Raw genomic sequence first — 21,018 nt, forward strand, 5'->3', positions numbered from 1 at the left:
TTATTCTCCTATCAGATAATTTGATAAAATAACACTAATTTGATCATCAGATACTCCCAAAGCATTCATACTTTGAACAAACTTTTCTAATTCAGCCTTAATCAATTTAGCCTTTGTCTGTTCAAGTAAAGCAGTATCTTCGGTGACAAAATTGCCTTCGCCTCTTTTAGTGAACAAAATACCCTCAGCATTCATTTGTTGTAAAGCTCTTTGAACAGTATTAACGTTGACCGTTAACTCAACCGCTAATTCTCTTACAGAAGGTATTTTATGACCAGGCTGTAATTTACCAGTAATAATTTGCCGATAAAGGTACTGTTTGATTTGGAGATAAATAGGTATATTGTCCTTAAATTCCACTAGCACACCATCCTTTATATACTGTATTATATTTCTATTACACGATCATATCGCAAATTGTTAATTTATGCAATATTTATGTTTTTTTCATATTATTAATCACTCTTGCCTAACAAAGACATGTCTATGACAAACTGGTAAACTTTTCAATAACGGTAATTCTGAAAAATAAAGCCTAATTTTTTTATAAAAGCTGGCCAGCTGCGTTAGCAGCCATTTATGATCATTAACATAAATTTGGCCGTTAAAAGCTAGATTAAGCAAAGTGAGTTTACCTGAACCACAAGTTTCTATAATGGCAGTAAATTGTTCAATCGGAATACCTTAAAGAAAGATTGTTAATGACATAACTATCTTTCTTTAAGTATTTTTTGCAAACAGATTCTATTTTAATTATTTCTTTTTCTATGATGATATCCTTTCATTAGCATTTTTAAATCTGCTATATTAAGTATCATTAGATTAACACCCTATTATTCGATAGCTGCTTAAAAAGGCTTCAACTTTTTAATAATTTTTTCGTTGTTTCACGACCATGTAATTTATTTACTTAAGGCAAAAAAATACCCACAAAGCCATCTAAAACAATGTTTTTGTGAGTAAATTTATTTTTTTATAATAGATGTGTATAATTAGCTAATTTTAAAAAACAGCCAACTATACCTGGTATAAAAGCTTTTTAAAAAATTAATCAGCATATTAAAAAAGTGTGAATAGCTATAATTTTGTTTCACTATTTGTTATTTGTCACATTTAATTCAACCATTTTTACCATAATGTCAACTGCCTTGTACATTGATTCTAAAACTGTGTACTCGTAGCGTCCATGCATGTTTTCTTGTCCAGCAAAAATATTAGGACATGGCAGACCCATATAGGTTAACTGAGACCCATCAGTGCCACCGCGAACCGGATCTTCATTAATTGATAATCCTTCACTGCGATAAGCTTCACGAGCTAAATTAATAATATCCATACGTTTAGCTAATTCATCCGCCATATTATAATATTGATCCCACATTTTCAACTTGATTCGTTCAGTACCAAATGCTTCATTCATTTTATGAACAAGTGATTTGACTAATGCTTTTCGTTCTTCTAGGCCTTCGCGCTCAAAGTCGCGAATGATATAGTCCATATGGGCATTATCAACCGTTCCGGTTAAATTCATCAAATGGAAGAATCCTTGTCGCCCATCAGTCTTTTCTGGAACCTCATCTGCTGGCAATTGATTTTGAAAATCAATTGCGATTTGAAGTGCATTAACCATTTGTCCTTTGGCTACTGCTGGATGGACGTTCACTCCTTGAATATCAAGCCCAAATTGGGCAGCAGAAAAAGTGCCCCAATCAAGTTTTCCTGGTGCTTCGCCATCAACGGTAAAAGCAAAATCAGCTCCAAATTCTGCTACATCAAAATGCCCTGCTCCAGTGCCAATTTCTTCATCTGGCGTGAAAGCTAAACGAATCTTGCCATGCTTAATTTCTGGATGGGTTAAAAGATATTCTGCTAAAGTTACTATTTCTGCTACCCCACATTTATCATCGCCACCAAGTAAAGTATCCCCGGAAGTGGTAATAATAGTTTGCCCCTTATAATTTGCAAGATGGGGAAAAACTGCGGGATCAAGGTAAAATTCGGAATTTCCTAATTTTATTTTTGATTTGCCATCATAGTTTTCATGAATTTGCGGTTTAACATTTTCGGAATTGAAGTCTGCCGTATCACAATGAGCTAAAAAGCCCATTGTTGGAACTTCAAAATCAATATTAGCGGGAATTTCAGCGATTACACAGCCGGAATTTTGGTTATAATGAACATCGCTTAGACCTAATTCTTCTAAGTCCTTGATAATTACTTCTTTTTGAAAGTCTTCTTCACGTTTAGTTGAGGGGAAACAATCAGCATGCTCGTCTGATCGTGAATTGACTTGCACATATTTTAAAAATCTTGGCAGTAAGTTTGGATATTCCATAATTCTCCTTTATTAAAATAAATCTTGAAATGGATTAGTTGAAACAGTAGACTTTTCCACTTGTAGGTCCCAATTGTTTTCTTTATTCCATTGAGTTAACTTTTGATACATTTTATCTTTAAATAGTTTTTCTGTATAGTGACCAGGATCAATAACTGTTAATCCTGAAGAAATTATATCATGACCGGTATGATAATAGACGTCACCAGTAATAAATGCGTCAATTTTTTCTGCAACCGCCTGGTGCCAAAACTTGCTACCATCGCCACAAATAAAACTCACTGATGAAATCATCTTATTAGAATCAGCAGTTATTAACCGTACCATCTTAACTTTCATTTTAGCTTTAACATAATACGCAAAATCGTGTGCTGATAATGGGTGTGGTAATTTTCCTTTACGGCCAATGGCTATACCATCAGCATCAAAACAGAAAGGTTTAACATCAATTAAACCTAGTTCTGTTGCCTGCCAATCACTAGAACCGTCTTGTGCTTTATCAGAATTAGTGTGAATTGAATAGACAGCAATTCCGTGAGCAATAATTTTGCCATACATTTCATTTTGTGGATCAGCAAAATTAAGGTTAATAACAGGCCGAAATATAACTGGATGATGACTAATAATTAAATTAACTCCTCTTTGAATGGCTTCATCTACTACTTCTGGTCGCACATCAAGAGTAGTCATTACTTTATTTACTTTTTGATCAAGTGAACCAATCTGCAGTCCTACGGGGTCACCTTTACTAGCAATTCCTTCAGGAAAGTGTTGGCAAAGAATGGTGACAATATCTTTAACTTTGGTCATTTAATTCTCCTTCAATTAACTCGATTTCTTGTTCTACTTTTTTGATACGCGAAAAATCCTTTTGCTTAGCCTTATTTAAATTATCTAAAAGCCGCTCATGATAATGCAACTGGTCTTGCCACTTTTGGTAAAAGACTGGATTTTTTTCTTTAATAATTACTGGTCCAAAAAATAACTGTGCCTGAGTTAATGTTTCTAACTTAGCTACTTTTTTAGCCTTAATTAATTCATAAATATGACCTGCTTCAGTAATAATTTGTTCAGCTTGAATATGATAAGAGTGCTCAATTAGCCATTTTCGTACCCCATACTCACCAATATTTGGTGCTAAAATTAGCGTATCAAAACTTAAACCATTTTCCCAAGAAGTAGTTAAAATTTGGGTCATGAGTTTGCCCCCCATACCAGCGATTACCACAGTATCAATCTGATCTGCTTTATTAACTGTGTCAAGTCCTGCACCTAGACGTGGTTCAATTTTTTCTGCAAGTCCGGCTTCGATAATATCTTGCTTTGCATTTGCTAGGGGACCTGATGCAATGTCACTAGCAATGGCAAAATCAATTTTACCTGATTTAACTAATTCAATTGGTAAATAAGCATGATCAGTACCAATGTCGGCAACCCGACTACCTGTATCTACCATATTGGCTAAAGTATTTAAACGTAAATTCACTTTTTCCCCTACTTTCTACATACTGAAATTTTAGCATATTACTTAAGCTGGTTTAAGAATTAAATGTTTTTGAAAATTGGTGTCTTGAATAAAATTTAGCTTTACCAAAAAGCTTCATTTTGAGTTTAATTCAAAATGAAGCTAATAAAGAACAATTTAATATGAATACTTATACCAATTATTTAATTAACTGCTTTAAGCTACACTTTATTAAAAATAAAACTAGGGTTACACCAAGATATACTAAGCAGACAGATGGATTTAGTTTATTTATGGGTAACAAGTTAGTAATTCCATTTAGGTAGATAAAACAAAAAATGACCATTAAAAAAATAAACATGCGGTTACCCTTGGTAATTAATCCTAAAACTTGTGCTAGCATGCAAATCATAATGCTAAAACATACTAGTAACAAAGCAGTATAACTTGACTTTAGCATAAAAGGTAAAAACAAGATTAGTGTAAATGTTAAACTAGCTACATATTCAAAAAATTGTTGCTTATTTTGTGCTTTAGGAATCGTCATCAGCCATTGATAGAAACTAAATTGAGTAATTTGTGAACCTAAATTACTCAATAATGGTAATTCTGTTAATAAGATTAAAGGTAAAATTATTAATTGCTTTATGGCTAATGAACTAAGCCATGCTGTTAACCACAAAATAATTAATGCAAGTTTATTATAAATAGATAGTGGTCTCCATAATAAAGCAAATGAAGTTTTTAATAAACTACTACTAGCCGATTTTGAATTGATTGTTTTCAATTTATGATGGTCGTGAACTAAGTTAATAGGGATGGAATTTTTACGAATTTTATTTGAGTATTTGTGCGGAGAAAAAATAAAACCTGCTAAAATTAGCATTACAATGCAAATTATGAGCTGAATAATAAAAATTAGTAGATCTTGCTGAGTAAATTTAATCGGTAAAAAAAATAAAGTCTGCTTTCCTGTTTCTTTAAAATTTCCTGAACTAAGTAGCATTGTTTGCTTTAATGGTTGCCCTACTGTCTTAACGCAAGTATCTTGAATCATTTTGAATAAATAGGAGCTACCAGATGGATTAATTATCTTTAAAAAAAAGGAATTATAATTTTCGATACTAACTCCATAACAAATTAATGAAAAAAAGCTAACAAGAATTATTCCTAGAATACCTCTTAGAAAAGGAACAATTTCTGTAAATATCGCAAGCATCGAAATTATGAAAATACCAGGTAATAAAGTTAAAAATGGCGTTAAGAACTGATAAAAGTCAATAAATTTCCCTGGAAACTGTAAAATCACCATTATAATTGTCCCTAATATGATAACAATCCAGAGAATAAATAAAAGTAAACAATTCGCCAAGAATTTTCCACCAATGTACTTAATTTTAGAAAAGGAAACTGACGCCATTAAAACATTAGTATGATTTTGATCATCAATTCCAATTGTATTTTTTAAAAACAGGTAACTAATAATTGGTAAAAACAAGCCTAATACTAACACCACACTAACTGGAACCCAACTAGGATTGCTTGCTTGAATAAATAAATTCGGCTCAAGTACAAATACCTTAATTGGACCCTTAATTCTTGGATATCCAATAACAGCTGCGATTAAGGCCAAGATTATTAGAGCCCAATATGACAAGCGGCGACTTCGTTCTAAAAATGTAGCTTTAACAATTCTAGTCAAACTAATCACCGCTTTCTAAAATAGCCAGACTGGCATCTTCTAAGCGTGGTGTTACATTAACGGCTTCTGCATTAGGTTTAGATTGAGAGATTACTCTAATATGAACACCATCAATTTCTTGCGTAATAGAACTAACATTTTCTAGTTGATTAAGAACCTGATTAACTGGAGCAGTATATTCCCAAACTGAATTTGTTACCCTCTGTAAAAGTCTTTCCGGTGAACCTGTATATAAAATTTGCCCCTCTTTCAAAACAATAATTTTAGAAGCAACTGCTTCTATATCAGAAATAATGTGAGTTGATAAAATAACAATATGATTAACAGCCATTTCTGCCAAAACATTCCTAATAGTTACTCTTTCTAATGGATCTAATCCGACTGTAGGTTCATCAACAATAATTACTTTTGGATCACCTAGTAATGTGGCGGCTATACCTACTCTTTGTCGCATACCGCCAGAAAAGTCGGCCAATTTTGTATTTTTTGCATTAATCAAATGAAATTTAGTTAGTAAATTTTCAATATTACTTCGTGCTTGCTTTTTAGAAATACCTTTAAGAGCCGCAATGTATTGCAAATATTCAATTGCAGTTAAATGAGGATAATATGGAACTTGCTGTGGTAAATATCCTAATGAAATTCGCATCTTTTTGGGATATTTAACAATGTCTACTCCATCTAAAAATATGCTTCCTTTTTCAGGTTGCAAAATAGTTGATATTATCCGCAATAAAGTTGATTTCCCGGCACCATTAGGACCAATTAGTCCAATGAGCCCACCTGAATGTAAGTTAAGGTTAATGTTATCAAGTATTAGCCTTTGACCAAACTTTAATGATACGTTTTTGATATCTAATTCCATAGTCAATTCTCCTAAAAGTGTAAACTATAATATCATTTATATATTGTATTACTATGCTATTATAGTACAAAAATAAACAAAAAAGACCAGATTTTTAATAAAGTTATTGACTGTAAGTAAATTAATGTATTGTAAATTTACCTAGTTAATCTTTCATCTTTTTTATATAATAAATTCAATAAAAAGATGAAAGAAGTTATACGGAATGGATAGAACTGAAAGAGTAACATTAACAAATATGTGTATGATTGAAAATAAGCAAAAAATATTAGTGATTAATCGTAACGATCCAACGTGGCCTGGACTCACCTTTCCCGGCGGACATGTTGAAGCGCATGAATCATTTCACGACTCGGTCATCCGAGAGATTAAAGAAGAAACTAATTTAACAATTAAGAAGCCACATTTAGTGGGAATTAAACAATTTTATGACGATAATAATAATCGCTATATCGTCTTTTTTTATATTGCTACAAAGTTTAGTGGTCAGCTAAAAGCATCAAAAGAAGGAGAGCTTATCTGGATGACCAAAAAAGAATTGCAACAAGAAAAGCTTGCATATAACTTTGACCGCGATTTAAAAGTTTATTTTAATAATGATATTGATGAACATTTACTTGATGGCAAGCGTGATAAACTGTTTTAAGTCTAGAAAGGTTTTTAATGGTTACAGAGAAAAAAATAAGAAGTTGGCACCTACTGCAGACCTTATTACAATTGCTACTTGTAATATTTAGTTTAATTTATAGTTTATTTATTCATGCTGGTGGGATTACTACTTTTAAAGCATTTATTTTGCTAATTTTGATTAGTTTACAGTTTTCAGTATTAAATAAAAATGTAAATAGTAAGTTAATTCAATGCAATTATTATTTTCAGGCAATTAGTATCACTAGTACCCCCATTTTTTTCTTTACTTTTGTAAATGATCTTTTAATTAAGTATACAAATAAGACTATAACAACATTTGTTTTGTGTCTTATTACAATTTATAAAATTTTTATGTTTATTCCTATGGGCGAATTGGCTATGGGAAATGTTCAGAATAAATGGGGACGTTTTTGTTTACTATGGTTTATATATTTGATTATCGAAATAGAATCTACTTATCCTATTCCCACTAACCCTTTTTTAAAGGCTTGTACCAATAGTGCAATTATTGGTAGTTTAAGTTTTGTTGTTACTACATGGTTTGTGATGAAAAAATGGGGATTTGTTACTCCTAATTTTAAGTTTAGTTCAAGAGTTTCAAAGGTAATTTTGAGTATTCTAATTATTTTTATTGTCATAGATTGTCTGTTTAATGGTTTTAATGATGCCAATTCATTGAACGGTATTCTTACTAACTGGAATTTTAGGGTAGCTTCAAATAGTAATCTTTTATATTTAACTTTAAGTGCTTTTGCTGCTGGAATTGGTGAAGAATGGATGATGCGCTTTTGCATTTTAAGTTTTTTATTGAAGTTACTCCAAAATTCTAGTAGGCAAATCTTTTGGGCAATATTTCTTGATGGCTTAATTTTTGGTCTAATTCATTTTTTAAATGCTCCTGTTCAACCATTATCAGCTACTATTTTGCAAGTGATTAATGCAATGGTAGGAGGTATATTATTTTCAACACTCTATTTATACACTGGTACAATTATTAGCAATATCGCATACCACTTCTTATATGATTTAGCGGGGATGATTGCGTCTGGGAGTACTTCGATGTTAAGTCCTACAATATTTGACTGGCAATTATTAATTTTTATAGTTTTAATTTATCTCGGACTAGCTTTGTTTCTTGTTACAGGTAAACGTAAAAAAGTTGTCGAATATAATTTGAATCTTCAAGGATTAAATAAAAAGGCATTTTAAATTTATAAGAGAAAAAGTTAAAATTAAGATAAAGCAAAAAAGCTTCACTTCGTACAATAAACGAAGTGAAGCTTTTTGTATAGTATAAAGTTAATCCAAAAAATCACGTAACTGATTGGAACGACTAGGATGACGCAATTTCCGTAAAGCCTTGGCTTCAATTTGGCGAATACGTTCACGAGTAACACCAAAGACTTTCCCGACTTCTTCTAAAGTTCTAGTTCGGCCGTCATCAAGACCAAAACGTAAGCGTAAAACATTCTCTTCTCGATCAGTAAGTGTATCTAAAACTTCTTCTAACTGCTCTTTCAACATTTCATATGAAGCATGTTGTTCTGGACTAGTTGCATCTTTATCTTTAATAAAGTCACCAAGATGAGAATCGTCTTCTTCACCAATTGGTGTTTCGAGTGAAACTGGTTCTTGAGCAATCTTAAGAATATCACGTACCTTGGAAGTTGGCATATCCATTTCGGCACCAATTTCTTCAGGGGTTGGTTCACGACCTAAATCTTGCAATAACTGTCTTTGAATTCTGATCAATTTGTTGATTGTTTCTACCATGTGAACCGGAATTCTAATTGTCCGTGCCTGATCTGCGATTGCACGGGTAATGGCTTGCCTTATCCACCAGGTCGCATAAGTTGAAAACTTGAAACCGAGGCTATAATCAAATTTATCTACAGCTTTCATTAACCCCATGTTACCTTCTTGAATTAAATCAAGAAAAGACATACCACGACCAACATATCGTTTAGCAATTGAGACAACAAGACGTAAGTTAGCTTCAGCTAATTCTTGTTTGGCTTCTTCGTCACCTTTTTCAATTCTTTTAGCTAAAGAAATCTCTTGATCGGCGTTTAAAAGTGGTACACGACCAATTTCTTTTAAATACATCCGCACAGGATCATTCATCCTCACGCTTGATGGGGCCGACATATCTTTTAGCTCGGCTTTTTCAATATCTTTTTGTTTCTTTAAAGCTAATTTAGAAGGATCGCCATTCTCATCGACAATACTAATACCGTTGTCTTCAAATTCCTGAATTAATTGATCGACAGCCTTATTTTGTAAATCATAAGGCTTAACTAGGCGATCTATAAATTCAGTTTCAGTAATCGATTTATCTTTTTTTACGTCTTTGACAACTTGCTTAACAACTTTGTCTAAAGACAATTCTTCATTATTATTGGTATTTTTATTTTCTGTCAAAATAAAGCCCCCCTTTAACCCTGAATTCTTTTTAACTCTAAAATTTTCTGAGTAATTGTCATTATTTCTTTAGTGTCCGTCTTTCTTTTGGCATCTTGCAATTCATTCATTAAGTGATGCAATTGCGTACGAATTTCTCGCATTTTTAATGCATCAATTTGCTCATCAATTTCTTGATCTGAAAAATCCTGGGGCATGTCTGTCATTTCGGTATTAACTATTATACCTTGAAGTTGACTTGGAATAAAATTTAAGAAACTATTGACGGATGGATTTTCTTGTTCTTCACTAAAACTTAACCATAATTCCGCTAATCTTTGAAAAGCCTCATCTGGAAATAAAAATTTTTTATTTAATAAATAATCGCGTGCATGAGTAGAATGAATGAATAAATATAATAAACGCACTTGAATCGGATCAATTGCGGTCTCTTGAGTCGATTTAAGTGGCGGCATTTGCCTACTTTGATCAATCAAACTATTTTCTTTACGCCGTTGAGCAATATTAAATTGACGTCTATAGCGTGCTAAGGTCGCCTTTAAAGAATCAAAAGAGACATTTTGCTCGCGCGCTATTTTATCTAAATATAAATCTTGTTCGACGGGATTAGTTAATTTAGCAATTGCTTTAACTGCTTCATCAATATATGCTAATTTTTCGCGATCGTTATCTAAATTATATTTTTTAGCCAAGCGTTTCAAGAAAAAGTCAGTTGGCGTCAGTGCCCCCTTAACTTCTTTAGTATAATTTTCTGCGCCATATTTTTTTATGTATTCATCTGGGTCTAATTTTTCCGGTAATATTACAATACCTAGATTAAATCCACCAGCTTGAGCAAACATTTTAACTGCACGATCTTCCGCATGAATACCAGCGTCATCGCCATCGTAATTAATAATAATATTTTTAGTAATTCTACGAATCATGTAAAGCTGCTGATCGGTAAGACTTGTTCCCATAGAAGCAATTCCCGATTTTATCCCGGCTTGATAAGCTGCAATTACATCCATATATCCTTCATATAAAACTAAATGGTTTTCATCACGAACGGCTTTTTTGGCCTCAGCAAAATGAAAAAGTACCTTTGATTTTGCAAAAACTTTTGTTTCTGGGCTATTAATATATTTTGCCTCAGTTTTGTCATTAGTAATTCTTCTTCCCGAAAAACCAATGACATAACTACCCTCATTTGCAATCGGAAACATTAACCGGTCACGAAAACGATCAAGCAGGCTACCATTTTTTGTCTGAACGAATAAGCCACTTTTTAACAAGTCACTATCTTGAAAATCACGTCCTCTTAAGTAAGTCAAAAGTAAGTCGTTTTGCCGGGGCGCATAGCCAATTTTAAAATGGTCAATTATTTTTGCATCTAGTTTTCGCTGCTTGGCGTATTCAAGTCCACGTCTTCCTGCATTAGTTGAAACTAGTACACGTTGATAAAATTTTGCTGCTTGCTCATTTATTTTAATTAAAATATTAGAGTTTTCTGCTCTAGCATGGGTTACGTCCCCAATATCAATATGCGCAAAATTCGCTGCCTTTTGAACACTTTCCGGGAAAGTCAAACCATCCTTTTCCATTAAGAAGGTAAAAACATTACCGCCTTTACCGCAACCAAAACATTTAAAGAATTGTTTACCCTCATTAACGGTAAAGGAAGGCGTTTTTTCTTGGTGAAAAGGACACAGGCCAATATAATCTTTACCTTTTTTTTCAAGTGATACATATTGGCTGATAACGTTCACAATATTGATATTTTCTCGTACTTTAGCAATTGTTTGCTCAGGTATTAATCCAGCCACTTCATCACCTACAAATAACTATTTAATAACCAGCTTACTTAAATCCCCTAATCCAGTAGCTAATTCTGAAATCAACTTAAGCTGTGCTAAGCGATTATTCTTAACTGTTTCATCTTTGGCCATAATCATATTAGTTTCAAAATAAAGATTTATAATTGGCTGTATTTCAACAAAGCCTTCATATAAAGCTGTCAAATTGGTAAGCTTACTTAAATTATTTACTTCGATAAATAACTTATTCTCACTTTCATTTTCAAACAAGTCTGGATTAATTATGTTTTGCCCTTTGAATTCAGCTTTCTTTAAAATATTATTTATTCTAATTAAGCTTTCAACAACTGGCTTAAATTGTTCATCATCATGGTGCAATTGCAACACATTAGCTGCCGACAAAATTTGAATCGGATCCTGTTGATTTGAAGCTAACACGGCATCAATAATGTCATACTTAAATTGATTTCTTTGTAAGTATTGATTAATCCGATCCCGAATAAATGAAGCAATCTCATCATCTTGTAGCTCAGTCTTAGGTAACTTAGCCGAGGTTTGACCGTCAAGTTCGGTTACAATTTCAGGCAAAACTTTATTAAATGGTAAAGACCAACTTTGATTTAATAAAATACGCACTATCCCATATGCATAACGGCGTAGAGCATATGGATCGTTTGATGAATTGGGAATCATACCTGCCGCAAAAAAGGTAATGATTGTATCCAATTTATCTGCAATTGATAAAAGAGAACCAACAATAGTTTGTGGTAATTCACCTTCGGCAGTGGTTGGCATGTAATGCTCTTTAATTGCAACAGCGACTGTTTGTCTCTCCCCAGCTAAGCTAGCATAATGCATGCCCATCACACCTTGCAATTCAGCAAATTCACCAACCATTTGAGTAACTAAGTCAAATTTATATAATTCACTAGCCCGATTAAAATCAGCGATTGTTTGTTCATCTAATTGCCATTTCTCAGCTAAAAAGTTACCAATGATGCGAACACGTTTGATTTTTTCTGACATTGAACCAATCTTGTCATGAAAAGAAACATTATCGAGTTTTTGTATAAAATGACTAAGCGGATATTTTCTATCTTCATCATAAAAGAATTGGGCATCATCAAGACGTGCAACTAAAACTTTTTCATTCCCTGAAATAACATTTTCTAGAAAATCTTGGTTACCGTTACGTACAGAAATAAAATGATTAACTAGGTGTTCATCTTGATCGTAAACTTCAAAGTACCGTTGATTATCTTTCATTGAAGTAATCAATACTTCTGCTGGCATTTGTAAGTATTTTTCATCAAATGTTCCTGCAAAAACAGTTGGATATTCAACCAAATTAGTCACTTCCTCAAGCAAACTGGAATCTGGTTTGATTTTCCAATTATTTTCTTTAACCAATTCAGACATCTGCGTCACAATCATTTCTTTACGTTTAGTTGCGTCAACAATGACAAATTGATCTTTTAAAGCATCTTCATAATCGCCCGTATTAGCTAATACTACTGAATCACCTAAGAAACGATGACCTTCAGTTTTACGACCAGCTGTAATATCCAATAATTTGACAGGAATAACTTCATTGCCAAAAAGAGATACAATCCAGTGAATTGGTCTGATAAATTCAAAATCATTGACCGCCCAACGCATTTTAGTAGGGAAGGTCATGGCCTTAACTACCTTATTCATGTTTAACAAAATTTCACTAGCTTTTTTCCCCGTTTTTTTAACATGAACATAGGCATACTCTACACCTTTAAGTTCTTCAAAATAAATATCATCAACGGACATTCCTTGCCCACGAGCAAAACCTTGAGCAGCTTTAGTCCAATTATTATCTTGATCTAGGGCGATTTTTTTAGCTGGTCCCTTTTTGATTTCATCAATATCATCCTGCTTTTCAGCAAGTTCTTCGACTAAAATCGTTAGACGTCTTGGCGTAGAAAAAGTTTTGATATTCTTAAACTTTAAACCATTTTCATTTAAAAATTTTGTGGTTTTGTCAGCTAGTTGATTCACACTACGGGTGACAACATGTGCTGGCATCTCTTCGGTCCCAATTTCAAATAAATAATCTTTAGTCATTTTCAAGCCCTGCTTTCTTATCTTCTGCACTCTTTAATAGCGGGAAACCTCTTTTTTCCCGTTCTTTGACAAAACAAACAGCTACTTCATGGGCAAGATTTCTAATTCTCGCTAAATATCCCGCCCGTTCCGTTACTGAAACTGCTCCGCGTGCATCAAGCAAGTTAAACGTATGCGAGCATTTTAAAATATAATCATATGCTGGCTGAACCAAATTTAATTTAATTAATTCCTGTGCTGTTTTTTCATAAACATCAAAGAATTTTAACAAGTCTTCCTGGTTTGATTCTTCAAACGCATATTTTGAATTTTCATACTCTGCTTCTTTAAAGATATCGCGGTATAAAACACCATTGCCCCACTCCAAATCAAAAACAGAGTTAACATCTTGAATATATGAAGCTAAACGTTCAACCCCATAAGTAATTTCACTCATTGTTGGTTTAACTTCGAGTTCACCGACAACTTGAAAATAAGTAAACTGACTTACTTCCATTCCATCAAGCCATACTTCCCAACCGACACCGGCACACCCCATTGAAGGATTTTCCCAATTATCTTCAACAAAGCGAATATCATGCTCAAGTGGATTAATTCCTAAAACTTTTAAACTATCTAGATAATATTGTTGAATATCTGTCGGCGCTGGTTTAATTACTACTTGAAATTGATGATGTTGGAATAAGCGATTGGGATTATCACCATAACGTCCATCAGCTGGTCTTCTTGATGGCTCAATATAGCAAGCAGCCCATGGCTCTGGCCCCACAGCCCGTAAAAATGTATACGGGCTCATTGTACCAGCCCCTTTTTCTACATCATATGAAGGCATAACCATGCAGCCTTTGGATGACCAAAATTCTTCTAATTTAAAAATCATATTTTGAATGTTTAATTTTTTCTTTGTCATTTTTAATCCTTTCTGCATTAGACCATAAAAAAAGCCTATGCAAAACTTGCATAGGGACGAGATTTAATCGCGGTTCCACCCTAATTCAGGGAAAATATACCCTGCACTTAATTATTGACTAAAGGTGCCTTTTCCCAGATGTCCTTGCACTATCTAACACTCGCTTAACTGGTACTTTTCTTCTTCCTTATCATTGCCAAAATACAAATTAATTTTACCATAATCCAAGGATAAGCTAAAGCAAACTAAGTTAATAAATTTAACTCGTCTAAAAATTTTTTGGTTTTTAAGTTTAAGTCAATCGTTGCCTGATAAATTTGGTCAATTGCTTTTCGCGTTGCTTTTTTAGTTTGAGCGCTAATTGTAATTTCACCCAATCGTTCAGCTGGTAATAGCCCAATCGTTCTTAAAACAGCCGTTTCTTTAGGCTTTAGATGGAGGCGATTATGATCAGTATAAAAATGGTCGCTACATAAAACCCCGCCATACTTTATTGAATAATCAAAATTGCCTTTTTCTTTCCTACAAATAACGCAGTGACGTAGTTCTGGCTTTACCCCAAATGCAGCTAAAAGTTGCATTTGAACGATTTGAGTAATCATTTCTGCGTCAACTCCAGCATTGATTTTTTGCAAAGCAAAATCAGCTAATAAGTAATATTGATCTATATGTTGATATTCAATAAAGGCATGATCAATTAAATCTAAAATGAAAGAAGAATACGCATTTTTATTTATATCAGTAAAAATATGATTAAATTGTTTTATATTTTTATAAGTTCGTAAATTACTAAGCCCATGACCATTGGTATAGATAATGTAAGTACCGTAAGAAAAGTTAAGTAAGGCTGCGCCTAACTTCGACTTGGGACGTAGTGCTCCGCGAGCAAGCATGGTAATTATGCCGTAATTTTTAGTTATAATTTTAGCTAAGACATCAGCTTCATTGTATTTTTGCCGTTTAAAAATTATTCCTTGAACTTCTTTGAGTTCACGTGCCATTTTTAGGACAAATCCTTCTTATTATAACCAATCTGCTTCAAAAAGCGGGGATCAGATCGCCAATTACGTTGAACTTTAACCCACAAGTGCAGGTTAACTTTTTCACCTAATAAGTCCTCAATTTGTTTACGGGAATTAATGCCTATTTGCTTAAGCATTTTCCCCTCTTTACCAATAATAATCCCTTTTTGCCCACTTTTTTCGACATAAATTGTAGCTTCAATTTGCAGCTTGTTATTTTCATGCTGATTCATTTGTTCAACCCATACGGCAGCTGCATGGGGTACTTCTTCGGCAGTTAAATTTAAAAGTTGCTCACGAATTAATTCACTAACCATAAAATATTCTGGCCGATCGGTAATTTGCTCAGAGTCATAGTAGGCTGGACCTTCTGGTAAATAGTCATATAAAACTTGATTTAAGTCAGAAATACCAATTCCCTGAGTAGCAGATATTGGTAAAAATTCTTTAAAAAGATTTAATTGACGATATTCATCAATTATTCCTAATAAGTCGTTTGGATTAACCTGATCGACTTTATTAATTAATAAAAATGCTGGTACCTTAACTTGTTGTAAAAGATTAACGATATATTCGTCACCTTTACCCATTTTTTCTGGTTCAACCATAAATAAAATTAAGTCAACATCATTTAAACTGGATAAACTTGCTTTATCCATGTAGTCATCAAGTTCACCATGTGGCTTAAATATTCCTGGTGTATCAACGAAAATTACCTGCATACTTGACGTAGAGTAAATACCTGATATTTTATTACGCGTTGTTTGCGGTTTGTTAGAAGTTATTGCGACTTTTTGACCCACTAAATAATTCATTAAAGTTGATTTACCAACATTGGGTCTACCAATTAACGCAACAAAACCAGACTTATTTTTTTCATTATTTGACATTATTTACCTCTGCCCTCATCTAACTGGTCTGCATATAAAGGCAAGCCATAGTTTTTTAAAATTTTACCTTGAATGGCAAACATTTCTTTTGCTTCGTCAGGTTCTATATGATCATACCCATTAAGGTGTAAAAAGCCATGAACAAGGGTGTAGCCAAACTCACGCTGCCAACCAGTACCATATTCTTCACTGTGTCTTCTTATGACACTCGGACACATGAACAAATCACCAATATCTTCACAAAAATCAGGATCTGCTGCAAAAGCGGCAATCTCAAACTTATCTTCACCGTCTTCAATCGCAAAGGAAATTACATCAGTTGGTCGATTTTTATCACGATATTTATAATTGATTTTTTGACTACGCTCTTCATTGACAAAGTTAATACTCATTTCTAAATTATTTTCTTTACCAATTTCATTTTTGGCTAACAATAATAGGTCAGTAATCCACTTTTGCCAGTTACATTTTTTATCTTGTAAAAAATCAACTTCATCATTATAAGTAATATCGATTGGGGTCATTAACTTTGTTCTTTCTTTTCATATGCATTAATGATTTTAGCTACAACTGGATGTCTAACAACATCATTAGCTGAAAACTGAATAAATTTAATATGACTGATATCTTTTAAAATATGCTCAGCGTCTACTAAACCGCTACGCTGGCGTCCAGGTAAATCGACTTGCGTCATATCACCATTAACAATCATCTTGGAATTAAATCCTAAACGAGTTAAAAACATCTTCATTTGCGCATCAGTAGTATTTTGAGCTTCATCTAATATTATGAATGCATCATCTAATGTACGCCCACGCATATACGCAAGTGGAGCAACCTCAATTACTCCCCGTTCCATCAAATGATCAGTCGTATTCGTACCCAAAATAGAATAAAGAGAATCGTAAATTGGTCTTAAATATGGATCAACCTTTTCCTTTAAATCTCCAGGTAAAAATCCAAGTGACTCACCTGCTTCAATTGCTGGTCGGGTTAAAACAATGCGTGAAACTTCACCCTTTTTAAAAGCTGCAATTGCGCAAACAACGGCAATGAATGTCTTACCAGTACCAGCAGGACCAATACCAAATACGACATCATTTTTTTCGATTGCTTCAACATAATTTTTTTGACCGATATTTTTCACCCTAATCGGTTTGCCTTTAGCATCCCGAATTAGAATTTTTTTATATAGATCAGGAAAATATTCGGTAATCCCTTTATCCGCCATTTTCATTGCGCTGACAATATCAGGAGCACTGATATTAATATTAGCACTAACTACATTGTCTAAGGCTTTTAAAACAGCAATTGCTTTTTGACAATTATTGCTATCGCCTGCAAGCAGAATTTGGTTTCCAGTATCAGTGATACTGATATCATATCCTTCTGCTAACAAATCAAGATTGCTGTCATTAACCCCAACTAACTTTTGAATATTTTCTGGATTTCTAGGAATAAAATTAGTTTGAGCCAATATCTTTGCTCCCTTTCTTGCTTAACTCAGTTTGTTTTTAACCAGGTTAGAGGCAACTTTTCCATCTGCCCTACCTTTGATTCTAGGCATTAAAATTTTCATAATCTTACCAAAGTCAGCTTTAGTTGCACCACTGACTTCAGCAATTGCTGCACTAACGATTTTTTCCAACTCAGATTGTGAAAGTTGCTTAGGCATATAGGCTTCAATAACGGTTAATTCTTTTTTAGTCTCCTCAACTAAATCAGTACGCTTAGCTTTAACAAAGTCAGCCAATGATTCTTCACGTTGCTTTTTTTCACGATTTAAAACTGTTAATTCTTCATCGGAATTCAATTCACGCCCTACTTTGATTTTTTCGTTCATTAAAGCAGCCTTAATCATCCGCACAGTGTTCAACTTAACTTTATCATGTGCCTTCATCGCATCTTTCATATCAGCCATTATCTGTTCTGATAAACTCACAGTAATCCCTTCTTTCTAATATAGCTTGCTTAAATTATAACAAATCTTGTTATAGGTATAAAATAAATATTCTTAGTAAAATATCTAAAAAACGACCTCTACCATATATAGATAGAAGTCGTTTTTTTATATTAATAATGCTTACGCTTGCGAGCTGCTTCTGACTTCAGCTTTCTACGTACACTTGGCTTCTCATAGAATTCGCGCTTGCGATATTCTTGCAAAGTACCACTTCTAGAAACGGAACGTTTGAAACGACGAAGAGCATCATCAATAGACTCGTTTTCGTGAACAACAGTCTTGGCCATATGTGATCCCTCCTTCCATTTCTTGACGTTTCCGTCATACATTTATTTAAATTATATCAAACCATATTCATCGGTCAATACATACAAGCAATATTTTTTAAAATTATTTTTCATTGCCGTTTTAGCTATTTAAAATCTGTTAATATTAAAGGGAGATTGTATAATAAATGAAAAAAGGAGCAGACAATGACTGACGAAACCCCAAAAAAAGAAGTTAATATTATAATTATTTCTGATTCTGCTGGTGATACTGCTTTTAATAATGCAGTGGCAGCAGCAGCGCAATTCCCCGATGCTCAAATTAACTATCGGCGATATCCATTCGTTTATAATAAAGAAAAATTGGCAGAAACTTTTCAAGAAATCGAAAAGTATCCTAATTTGGTAATTATCTATAGTTTAGTTAAAGATGAAATGCAGTTACCAGTAATTCGTTTTATTCGGGAACATAATATCCATGGGATTGATATTTTATCTCCAGTGGTTGAAGCAATTCAAAGCGCTACTGGTAGCCGACCGCTTAAGAAAATTGGTGCCCAACATAAAATGAATCAAAAATATTTTGATCGAATATCTGCAATGGAGTTTGCCGTAATGTATGACGATGGCAAAGATCCAAAGGGCTTTTTAGAAGCTGATGTCGTTTTATTAGGTGTTTCTCGAACTTCAAAAACACCACTCTCTTTATTTTTAGCTAATAAAAATTTAAAAGTAGCTAACTTACCATTAGTACCAGATACGCATATTCCAAAGGAGATATATCAAGTTAATCCTAAAAAAATTATTGGTCTGACCAATGACTTATCCGTATTAAATGAAATTAGACGGCAAAGAATGATTGCCTATGGGTTAAATCCCGATACCACTTATTCAAATACAGACGCAATTAAAAAAGAACTTGATTCTGCCCAAACGCTTTACAATGAACTGGGGTGTTTTGTTATTAATGTTGCCAACCGGTCAATCGAGGAAACGGCTGCCTTGATTTTAGATCATCTGGGAATTGAAGAATAAACAAGCACTTAAGACCGGTCTTAAATATTTTTTACCTAAGTCCGGCAAGATGAAATGAGGTCAATAAAATGGCAAATATAAATAAGGATAAAAAACAAAATTTTCAAAAAGCCATCTTTGCTGGGGGCTGCTTTTGGTGTATGGTAGAGCCATTTGACACTTTACCTGGTGTCAAAAAGGTGATTTCTGGCTATACCGGCGGTCACGTCCCTAACCCTACTTACGAGCAAGTAGCCAGTGGATTGACTGGGCACACAGAAGCAGTTGAAATAACTTATGATCCAGAGCTGATGTCTTATGACCAATTATTAGAATACTATTGGCAAGTAACTGATCCAACTGATGCCATGGGCCAGTTTCAAGATCGAGGTGATAATTATCGCCCAGTTATTTATTATAATTCTGGCCAACAACAGTTAGCTGCCGAAAAATCAAAGCAGAAGCTCCAAGAAAGTGGCAGATTTACTGCACCGATTGTTACCAAAATAGAACCGGCTCAACCTTTTTATCCAGCTGAAGAATATCATCAAGATTTCTATAAAAAGGCCCCCAATCGCTATGCACTAGAGGAAGCTGGTGGTCGGTTAACTTTTATCAAAGAACACTGGCAAAAATAAAATTAACTGAATTTTCTCAGTTGGTTACCTCCCCAACTTTTGTTACACTGAATTAAATGAATTACTATTATTTAGGACAAAAGGAAAATGTGAATAATGGATCGACTCGATACCTTTAACAGACGTTATAATTTACTTTCAAAGATTTCAGCTTCATTTTTTTATTCAATTGCAGTAGCAATTGCGTTAAATCTTTTTTGGGGTCCGGGGCACATGTATTCTTCTGGTATTACCGGATTTGCTCAATTAATTAATACATTGAGTGAACGTTATCTCCCCTTCACTTTGACAACTTCGGCAATGTATTTTGCCTTAAATGTGCCACTACTTTTAGTTGCTTGGTTTAAGATTGGGCACAAGTTTACTTTTTTTACAATTATCACGGTAATTTTGGGCTCGCTTATGATGCGCGTGCTACAACCAGTTAATATGCATGTTGATCCCCTTGTTTGCGCAATTTTTGGGGGAATGATTAATGGCTTGGGAACTGGTTTTGCCTTAAAAAATGGCATCTCAACTGGTGGCTTAGATATTGTGGGAATTGTTGTTCAGAAAAAAACGGGCACAAGTTATGGCAAGGTAAGTATTTTTATTAATTTAGTAATTATTGCTGCTGCCGGTGTTGCCTTTGGCTGGAATCGTGCTTTATACTCGGCCCTGACTATTTTTATTAATGGACGGGTGATTGATGCTGTCTATACCCAACACCAAAAATTGCAAGTCACAATTGTCACAGATCAGCCACAAGCGATTATTGATGGAATTCAAGAAAAAATGCATCGCGGCATCACAATTTTTCACGATGTCGAAGGAGCGTACAGTCACATAGAAAAAAAAGTTTTAATAACAGTTATTAATCGCTATGATATGTACGATGTTTTACAAATTGTTCAAAAAAGTGATCCCTATGCCTTCATGAGTGTCACCGAAGTAGAACGTGTTTATGGGACATTTAAAGAACAAGAAATTGTTTAAAATATATCTAT

The 21,018-nt window shown here is 33.7% G+C and carries 21 protein-coding genes; 5 read left to right on the forward strand and 16 right to left on the reverse strand.

Annotated elements, in window-relative coordinates; all coding sequences use genetic code 11:
* From BM203_RS00785 to BM203_RS00810, 6 genes are all read right to left on the reverse strand, one after another.
* Positions 1 to 360, reverse strand: coding sequence for a GntR family transcriptional regulator (locus BM203_RS00785; protein ID WP_090091982.1), 360 nt, complete (start codon positions 358 to 360; stop codon positions 1 to 3).
* Positions 361 to 1,093: 733 nt separating this feature from the next.
* Positions 1,094 to 2,335, reverse strand: coding sequence for a peptidase T (gene pepT, locus BM203_RS00790; RefSeq protein ID WP_090091984.1), 1,242 nt, complete (start codon positions 2,333 to 2,335; stop codon positions 1,094 to 1,096).
* Positions 2,336 to 2,347: 12 nt separating this feature from the next.
* Complete coding sequence (locus BM203_RS00795; protein WP_090091985.1) at positions 2,348 to 3,145, reverse strand: Nif3-like dinuclear metal center hexameric protein; 798 nt, start codon at positions 3,143 to 3,145, stop codon at positions 2,348 to 2,350.
* Positions 3,132 to 3,821, reverse strand: a complete 690-nt coding sequence (locus tag BM203_RS00800; RefSeq protein WP_090091987.1) for a tRNA (adenine(22)-N(1))-methyltransferase — start codon at positions 3,819 to 3,821, stop codon at positions 3,132 to 3,134. Before BM203_RS00800 ends, BM203_RS00795 begins: the two co-directional genes overlap by 14 nt.
* Before the next feature lie 178 nt (positions 3,822 to 3,999).
* Positions 4,000 to 5,502, reverse strand: a complete 1,503-nt coding sequence (locus BM203_RS00805; RefSeq protein ID WP_090091988.1) for a hypothetical protein — start codon at positions 5,500 to 5,502, stop codon at positions 4,000 to 4,002.
* Between the two features lies 1 nt (position 5,503).
* Complete coding sequence (locus BM203_RS00810) at positions 5,504 to 6,367, reverse strand: ABC transporter ATP-binding protein (protein ID WP_090091990.1); 864 nt, start codon at positions 6,365 to 6,367, stop codon at positions 5,504 to 5,506.
* Positions 6,368 to 6,572: 205 nt separating this feature from the next.
* Between BM203_RS00810 and BM203_RS00815 the strand changes: the two genes are divergently transcribed.
* Together BM203_RS00815 and BM203_RS00820 are read left to right on the forward strand one after the other, a co-directional pair.
* Positions 6,573 to 7,013 (forward strand): 8-oxo-dGTP diphosphatase, encoded by a 441-nt coding sequence (locus tag BM203_RS00815; protein WP_090091992.1) that lies wholly within the window; start codon positions 6,573 to 6,575, stop codon positions 7,011 to 7,013.
* A 17-nt stretch (positions 7,014 to 7,030) separates the two neighbouring features.
* On the forward strand, positions 7,031 to 8,227 hold the full coding sequence (locus BM203_RS00820) for a CPBP family intramembrane glutamic endopeptidase (RefSeq protein WP_090091993.1): 1,197 nt from the start codon (positions 7,031 to 7,033) through the stop codon (positions 8,225 to 8,227).
* Between the two features lie 90 nt (positions 8,228 to 8,317).
* Here the strand turns inward: BM203_RS00820 and rpoD are convergent, their stop codons facing one another.
* The 10 genes from rpoD to rpsU all read right to left on the reverse strand — a co-directional run bounded on the left by rpoD (position 8,318) and on the right by rpsU (position 18,401).
* On the reverse strand, positions 8,318 to 9,439 hold the full coding sequence (rpoD, locus tag BM203_RS00825) for an RNA polymerase sigma factor RpoD (RefSeq protein WP_090091995.1): 1,122 nt from the start codon (positions 9,437 to 9,439) through the stop codon (positions 8,318 to 8,320).
* A 14-nt stretch (positions 9,440 to 9,453) separates the two neighbouring features.
* The gene (gene dnaG, locus BM203_RS00830; protein WP_090091996.1) at positions 9,454 to 11,244 is read right to left on the reverse strand and encodes a DNA primase; all 1,791 of its coding nucleotides are present in this window, start codon (positions 11,242 to 11,244) and stop codon (positions 9,454 to 9,456) included.
* Between the two features lie 18 nt (positions 11,245 to 11,262).
* Positions 11,263 to 13,329: a glycine--tRNA ligase subunit beta gene (gene glyS, locus BM203_RS00835; protein WP_090091998.1), complete on the reverse strand. Its 2,067-nt coding sequence runs from the start codon at positions 13,327 to 13,329 to the stop codon at positions 11,263 to 11,265.
* On the reverse strand, positions 13,322 to 14,239 hold the full coding sequence (gene glyQ, locus BM203_RS00840) for a glycine--tRNA ligase subunit alpha (protein ID WP_090091999.1): 918 nt from the start codon (positions 14,237 to 14,239) through the stop codon (positions 13,322 to 13,324). The genes glyS and glyQ overlap by 8 nt, the downstream gene beginning before the upstream one ends.
* Positions 14,240 to 14,484: 245 nt before the next feature.
* Positions 14,485 to 15,240, reverse strand: coding sequence for a DNA repair protein RecO (gene recO, locus BM203_RS00845; protein ID WP_090092001.1), 756 nt, complete (start codon positions 15,238 to 15,240; stop codon positions 14,485 to 14,487).
* A gap of 2 nt (positions 15,241 to 15,242) precedes the next feature.
* Entirely contained in the window at positions 15,243 to 16,151 is a 909-nt protein-coding gene (gene era / locus BM203_RS00850; RefSeq protein ID WP_090092002.1) for a GTPase Era, read from the reverse strand.
* Positions 16,151 to 16,675, reverse strand: coding sequence for an rRNA maturation RNase YbeY (gene ybeY, locus BM203_RS00855; RefSeq protein ID WP_090092004.1), 525 nt, complete (start codon positions 16,673 to 16,675; stop codon positions 16,151 to 16,153). The genes era and ybeY overlap by 1 nt, the downstream gene beginning before the upstream one ends.
* The gene (locus tag BM203_RS00860; RefSeq protein WP_090092006.1) at positions 16,675 to 17,628 is read right to left on the reverse strand and encodes a PhoH family protein; all 954 of its coding nucleotides are present in this window, start codon (positions 17,626 to 17,628) and stop codon (positions 16,675 to 16,677) included. Before BM203_RS00860 ends, ybeY begins: the two co-directional genes overlap by 1 nt.
* Before the next feature lie 21 nt (positions 17,629 to 17,649).
* On the reverse strand, positions 17,650 to 18,093 hold the full coding sequence (locus BM203_RS00865) for a GatB/YqeY domain-containing protein (RefSeq protein WP_090092007.1): 444 nt from the start codon (positions 18,091 to 18,093) through the stop codon (positions 17,650 to 17,652).
* Between the two features lie 131 nt (positions 18,094 to 18,224).
* Positions 18,225 to 18,401, reverse strand: coding sequence for a 30S ribosomal protein S21 (rpsU, locus tag BM203_RS00870; protein WP_046306945.1), 177 nt, complete (start codon positions 18,399 to 18,401; stop codon positions 18,225 to 18,227).
* Between the two features lie 186 nt (positions 18,402 to 18,587).
* Here rpsU and BM203_RS00875 point away from each other — a divergent pair, with 186 nt between their 5' ends.
* The 3 genes from BM203_RS00875 (at position 18,588) to BM203_RS00885 (ending at position 21,007) form a co-directional block, all read left to right on the forward strand.
* Positions 18,588 to 19,415, forward strand: a complete 828-nt coding sequence (locus BM203_RS00875) for a pyruvate, water dikinase regulatory protein (RefSeq protein ID WP_090092009.1) — start codon at positions 18,588 to 18,590, stop codon at positions 19,413 to 19,415.
* A gap of 68 nt (positions 19,416 to 19,483) precedes the next feature.
* Positions 19,484 to 20,032 (forward strand): peptide-methionine (S)-S-oxide reductase MsrA, encoded by a 549-nt coding sequence (msrA, locus tag BM203_RS00880; protein ID WP_090092011.1) that lies wholly within the window; start codon positions 19,484 to 19,486, stop codon positions 20,030 to 20,032.
* A gap of 96 nt (positions 20,033 to 20,128) precedes the next feature.
* The gene (locus BM203_RS00885) at positions 20,129 to 21,007 is read left to right on the forward strand and encodes a YitT family protein (RefSeq protein WP_090092012.1); all 879 of its coding nucleotides are present in this window, start codon (positions 20,129 to 20,131) and stop codon (positions 21,005 to 21,007) included.
* The last annotated feature ends 11 nt before the right edge of the window (positions 21,008 to 21,018 follow it).

The organism is Lactobacillus bombicola, from assembly GCF_900112665.1.
GTDB lineage: Bacteria > Bacillota > Bacilli > Lactobacillales > Lactobacillaceae > Lactobacillus > Lactobacillus bombicola.

What these genes read in the sequence shown, in the direction of transcription:
- pepT (WP_090091984.1), bottom strand. Translation starts at nt 2,335, where the DNA reads ATGGAATATCCAAACTTACTGCCAAGATTTTTAAAATATGTGCAAGTC.
- BM203_RS00795 (WP_090091985.1), bottom strand. Translation starts at nt 3,145, where the DNA reads ATGACCAAAGTTAAAGATATTGTCACCATTCTTTGCCAACACTTTCCT.
- BM203_RS00810 (WP_090091990.1), bottom strand. Translation starts at nt 6,367, where the DNA reads ATGGAATTAGATATCAAAAACGTATCATTAAAGTTTGGTCAAAGGCTA.
- BM203_RS00815 (WP_090091992.1), top strand. Translation starts at nt 6,573, where the DNA reads ATGGATAGAACTGAAAGAGTAACATTAACAAATATGTGTATGATTGAA.
- BM203_RS00820 (WP_090091993.1), top strand. Translation starts at nt 7,031, where the DNA reads ATGGTTACAGAGAAAAAAATAAGAAGTTGGCACCTACTGCAGACCTTA.
- glyS (WP_090091998.1), bottom strand. Translation starts at nt 13,329, where the DNA reads ATGACTAAAGATTATTTATTTGAAATTGGGACCGAAGAGATGCCAGCA.
- glyQ (WP_090091999.1), bottom strand. Translation starts at nt 14,239, where the DNA reads ATGACAAAGAAAAAATTAAACATTCAAAATATGATTTTTAAATTAGAA.
- recO (WP_090092001.1), bottom strand. Translation starts at nt 15,240, where the DNA reads ATGGCACGTGAACTCAAAGAAGTTCAAGGAATAATTTTTAAACGGCAA.
- era (WP_090092002.1), bottom strand. Translation starts at nt 16,151, where the DNA reads ATGTCAAATAATGAAAAAAATAAGTCTGGTTTTGTTGCGTTAATTGGT.
- ybeY (WP_090092004.1), bottom strand. Translation starts at nt 16,675, where the DNA reads ATGACCCCAATCGATATTACTTATAATGATGAAGTTGATTTTTTACAA.
- rpsU (WP_046306945.1), bottom strand. Translation starts at nt 18,401, where the DNA reads ATGGCCAAGACTGTTGTTCACGAAAACGAGTCTATTGATGATGCTCTT.
- BM203_RS00875 (WP_090092009.1), top strand. Translation starts at nt 18,588, where the DNA reads ATGACTGACGAAACCCCAAAAAAAGAAGTTAATATTATAATTATTTCT.
- msrA (WP_090092011.1), top strand. Translation starts at nt 19,484, where the DNA reads ATGGCAAATATAAATAAGGATAAAAAACAAAATTTTCAAAAAGCCATC.
- BM203_RS00885 (WP_090092012.1), top strand. Translation starts at nt 20,129, where the DNA reads ATGGATCGACTCGATACCTTTAACAGACGTTATAATTTACTTTCAAAG.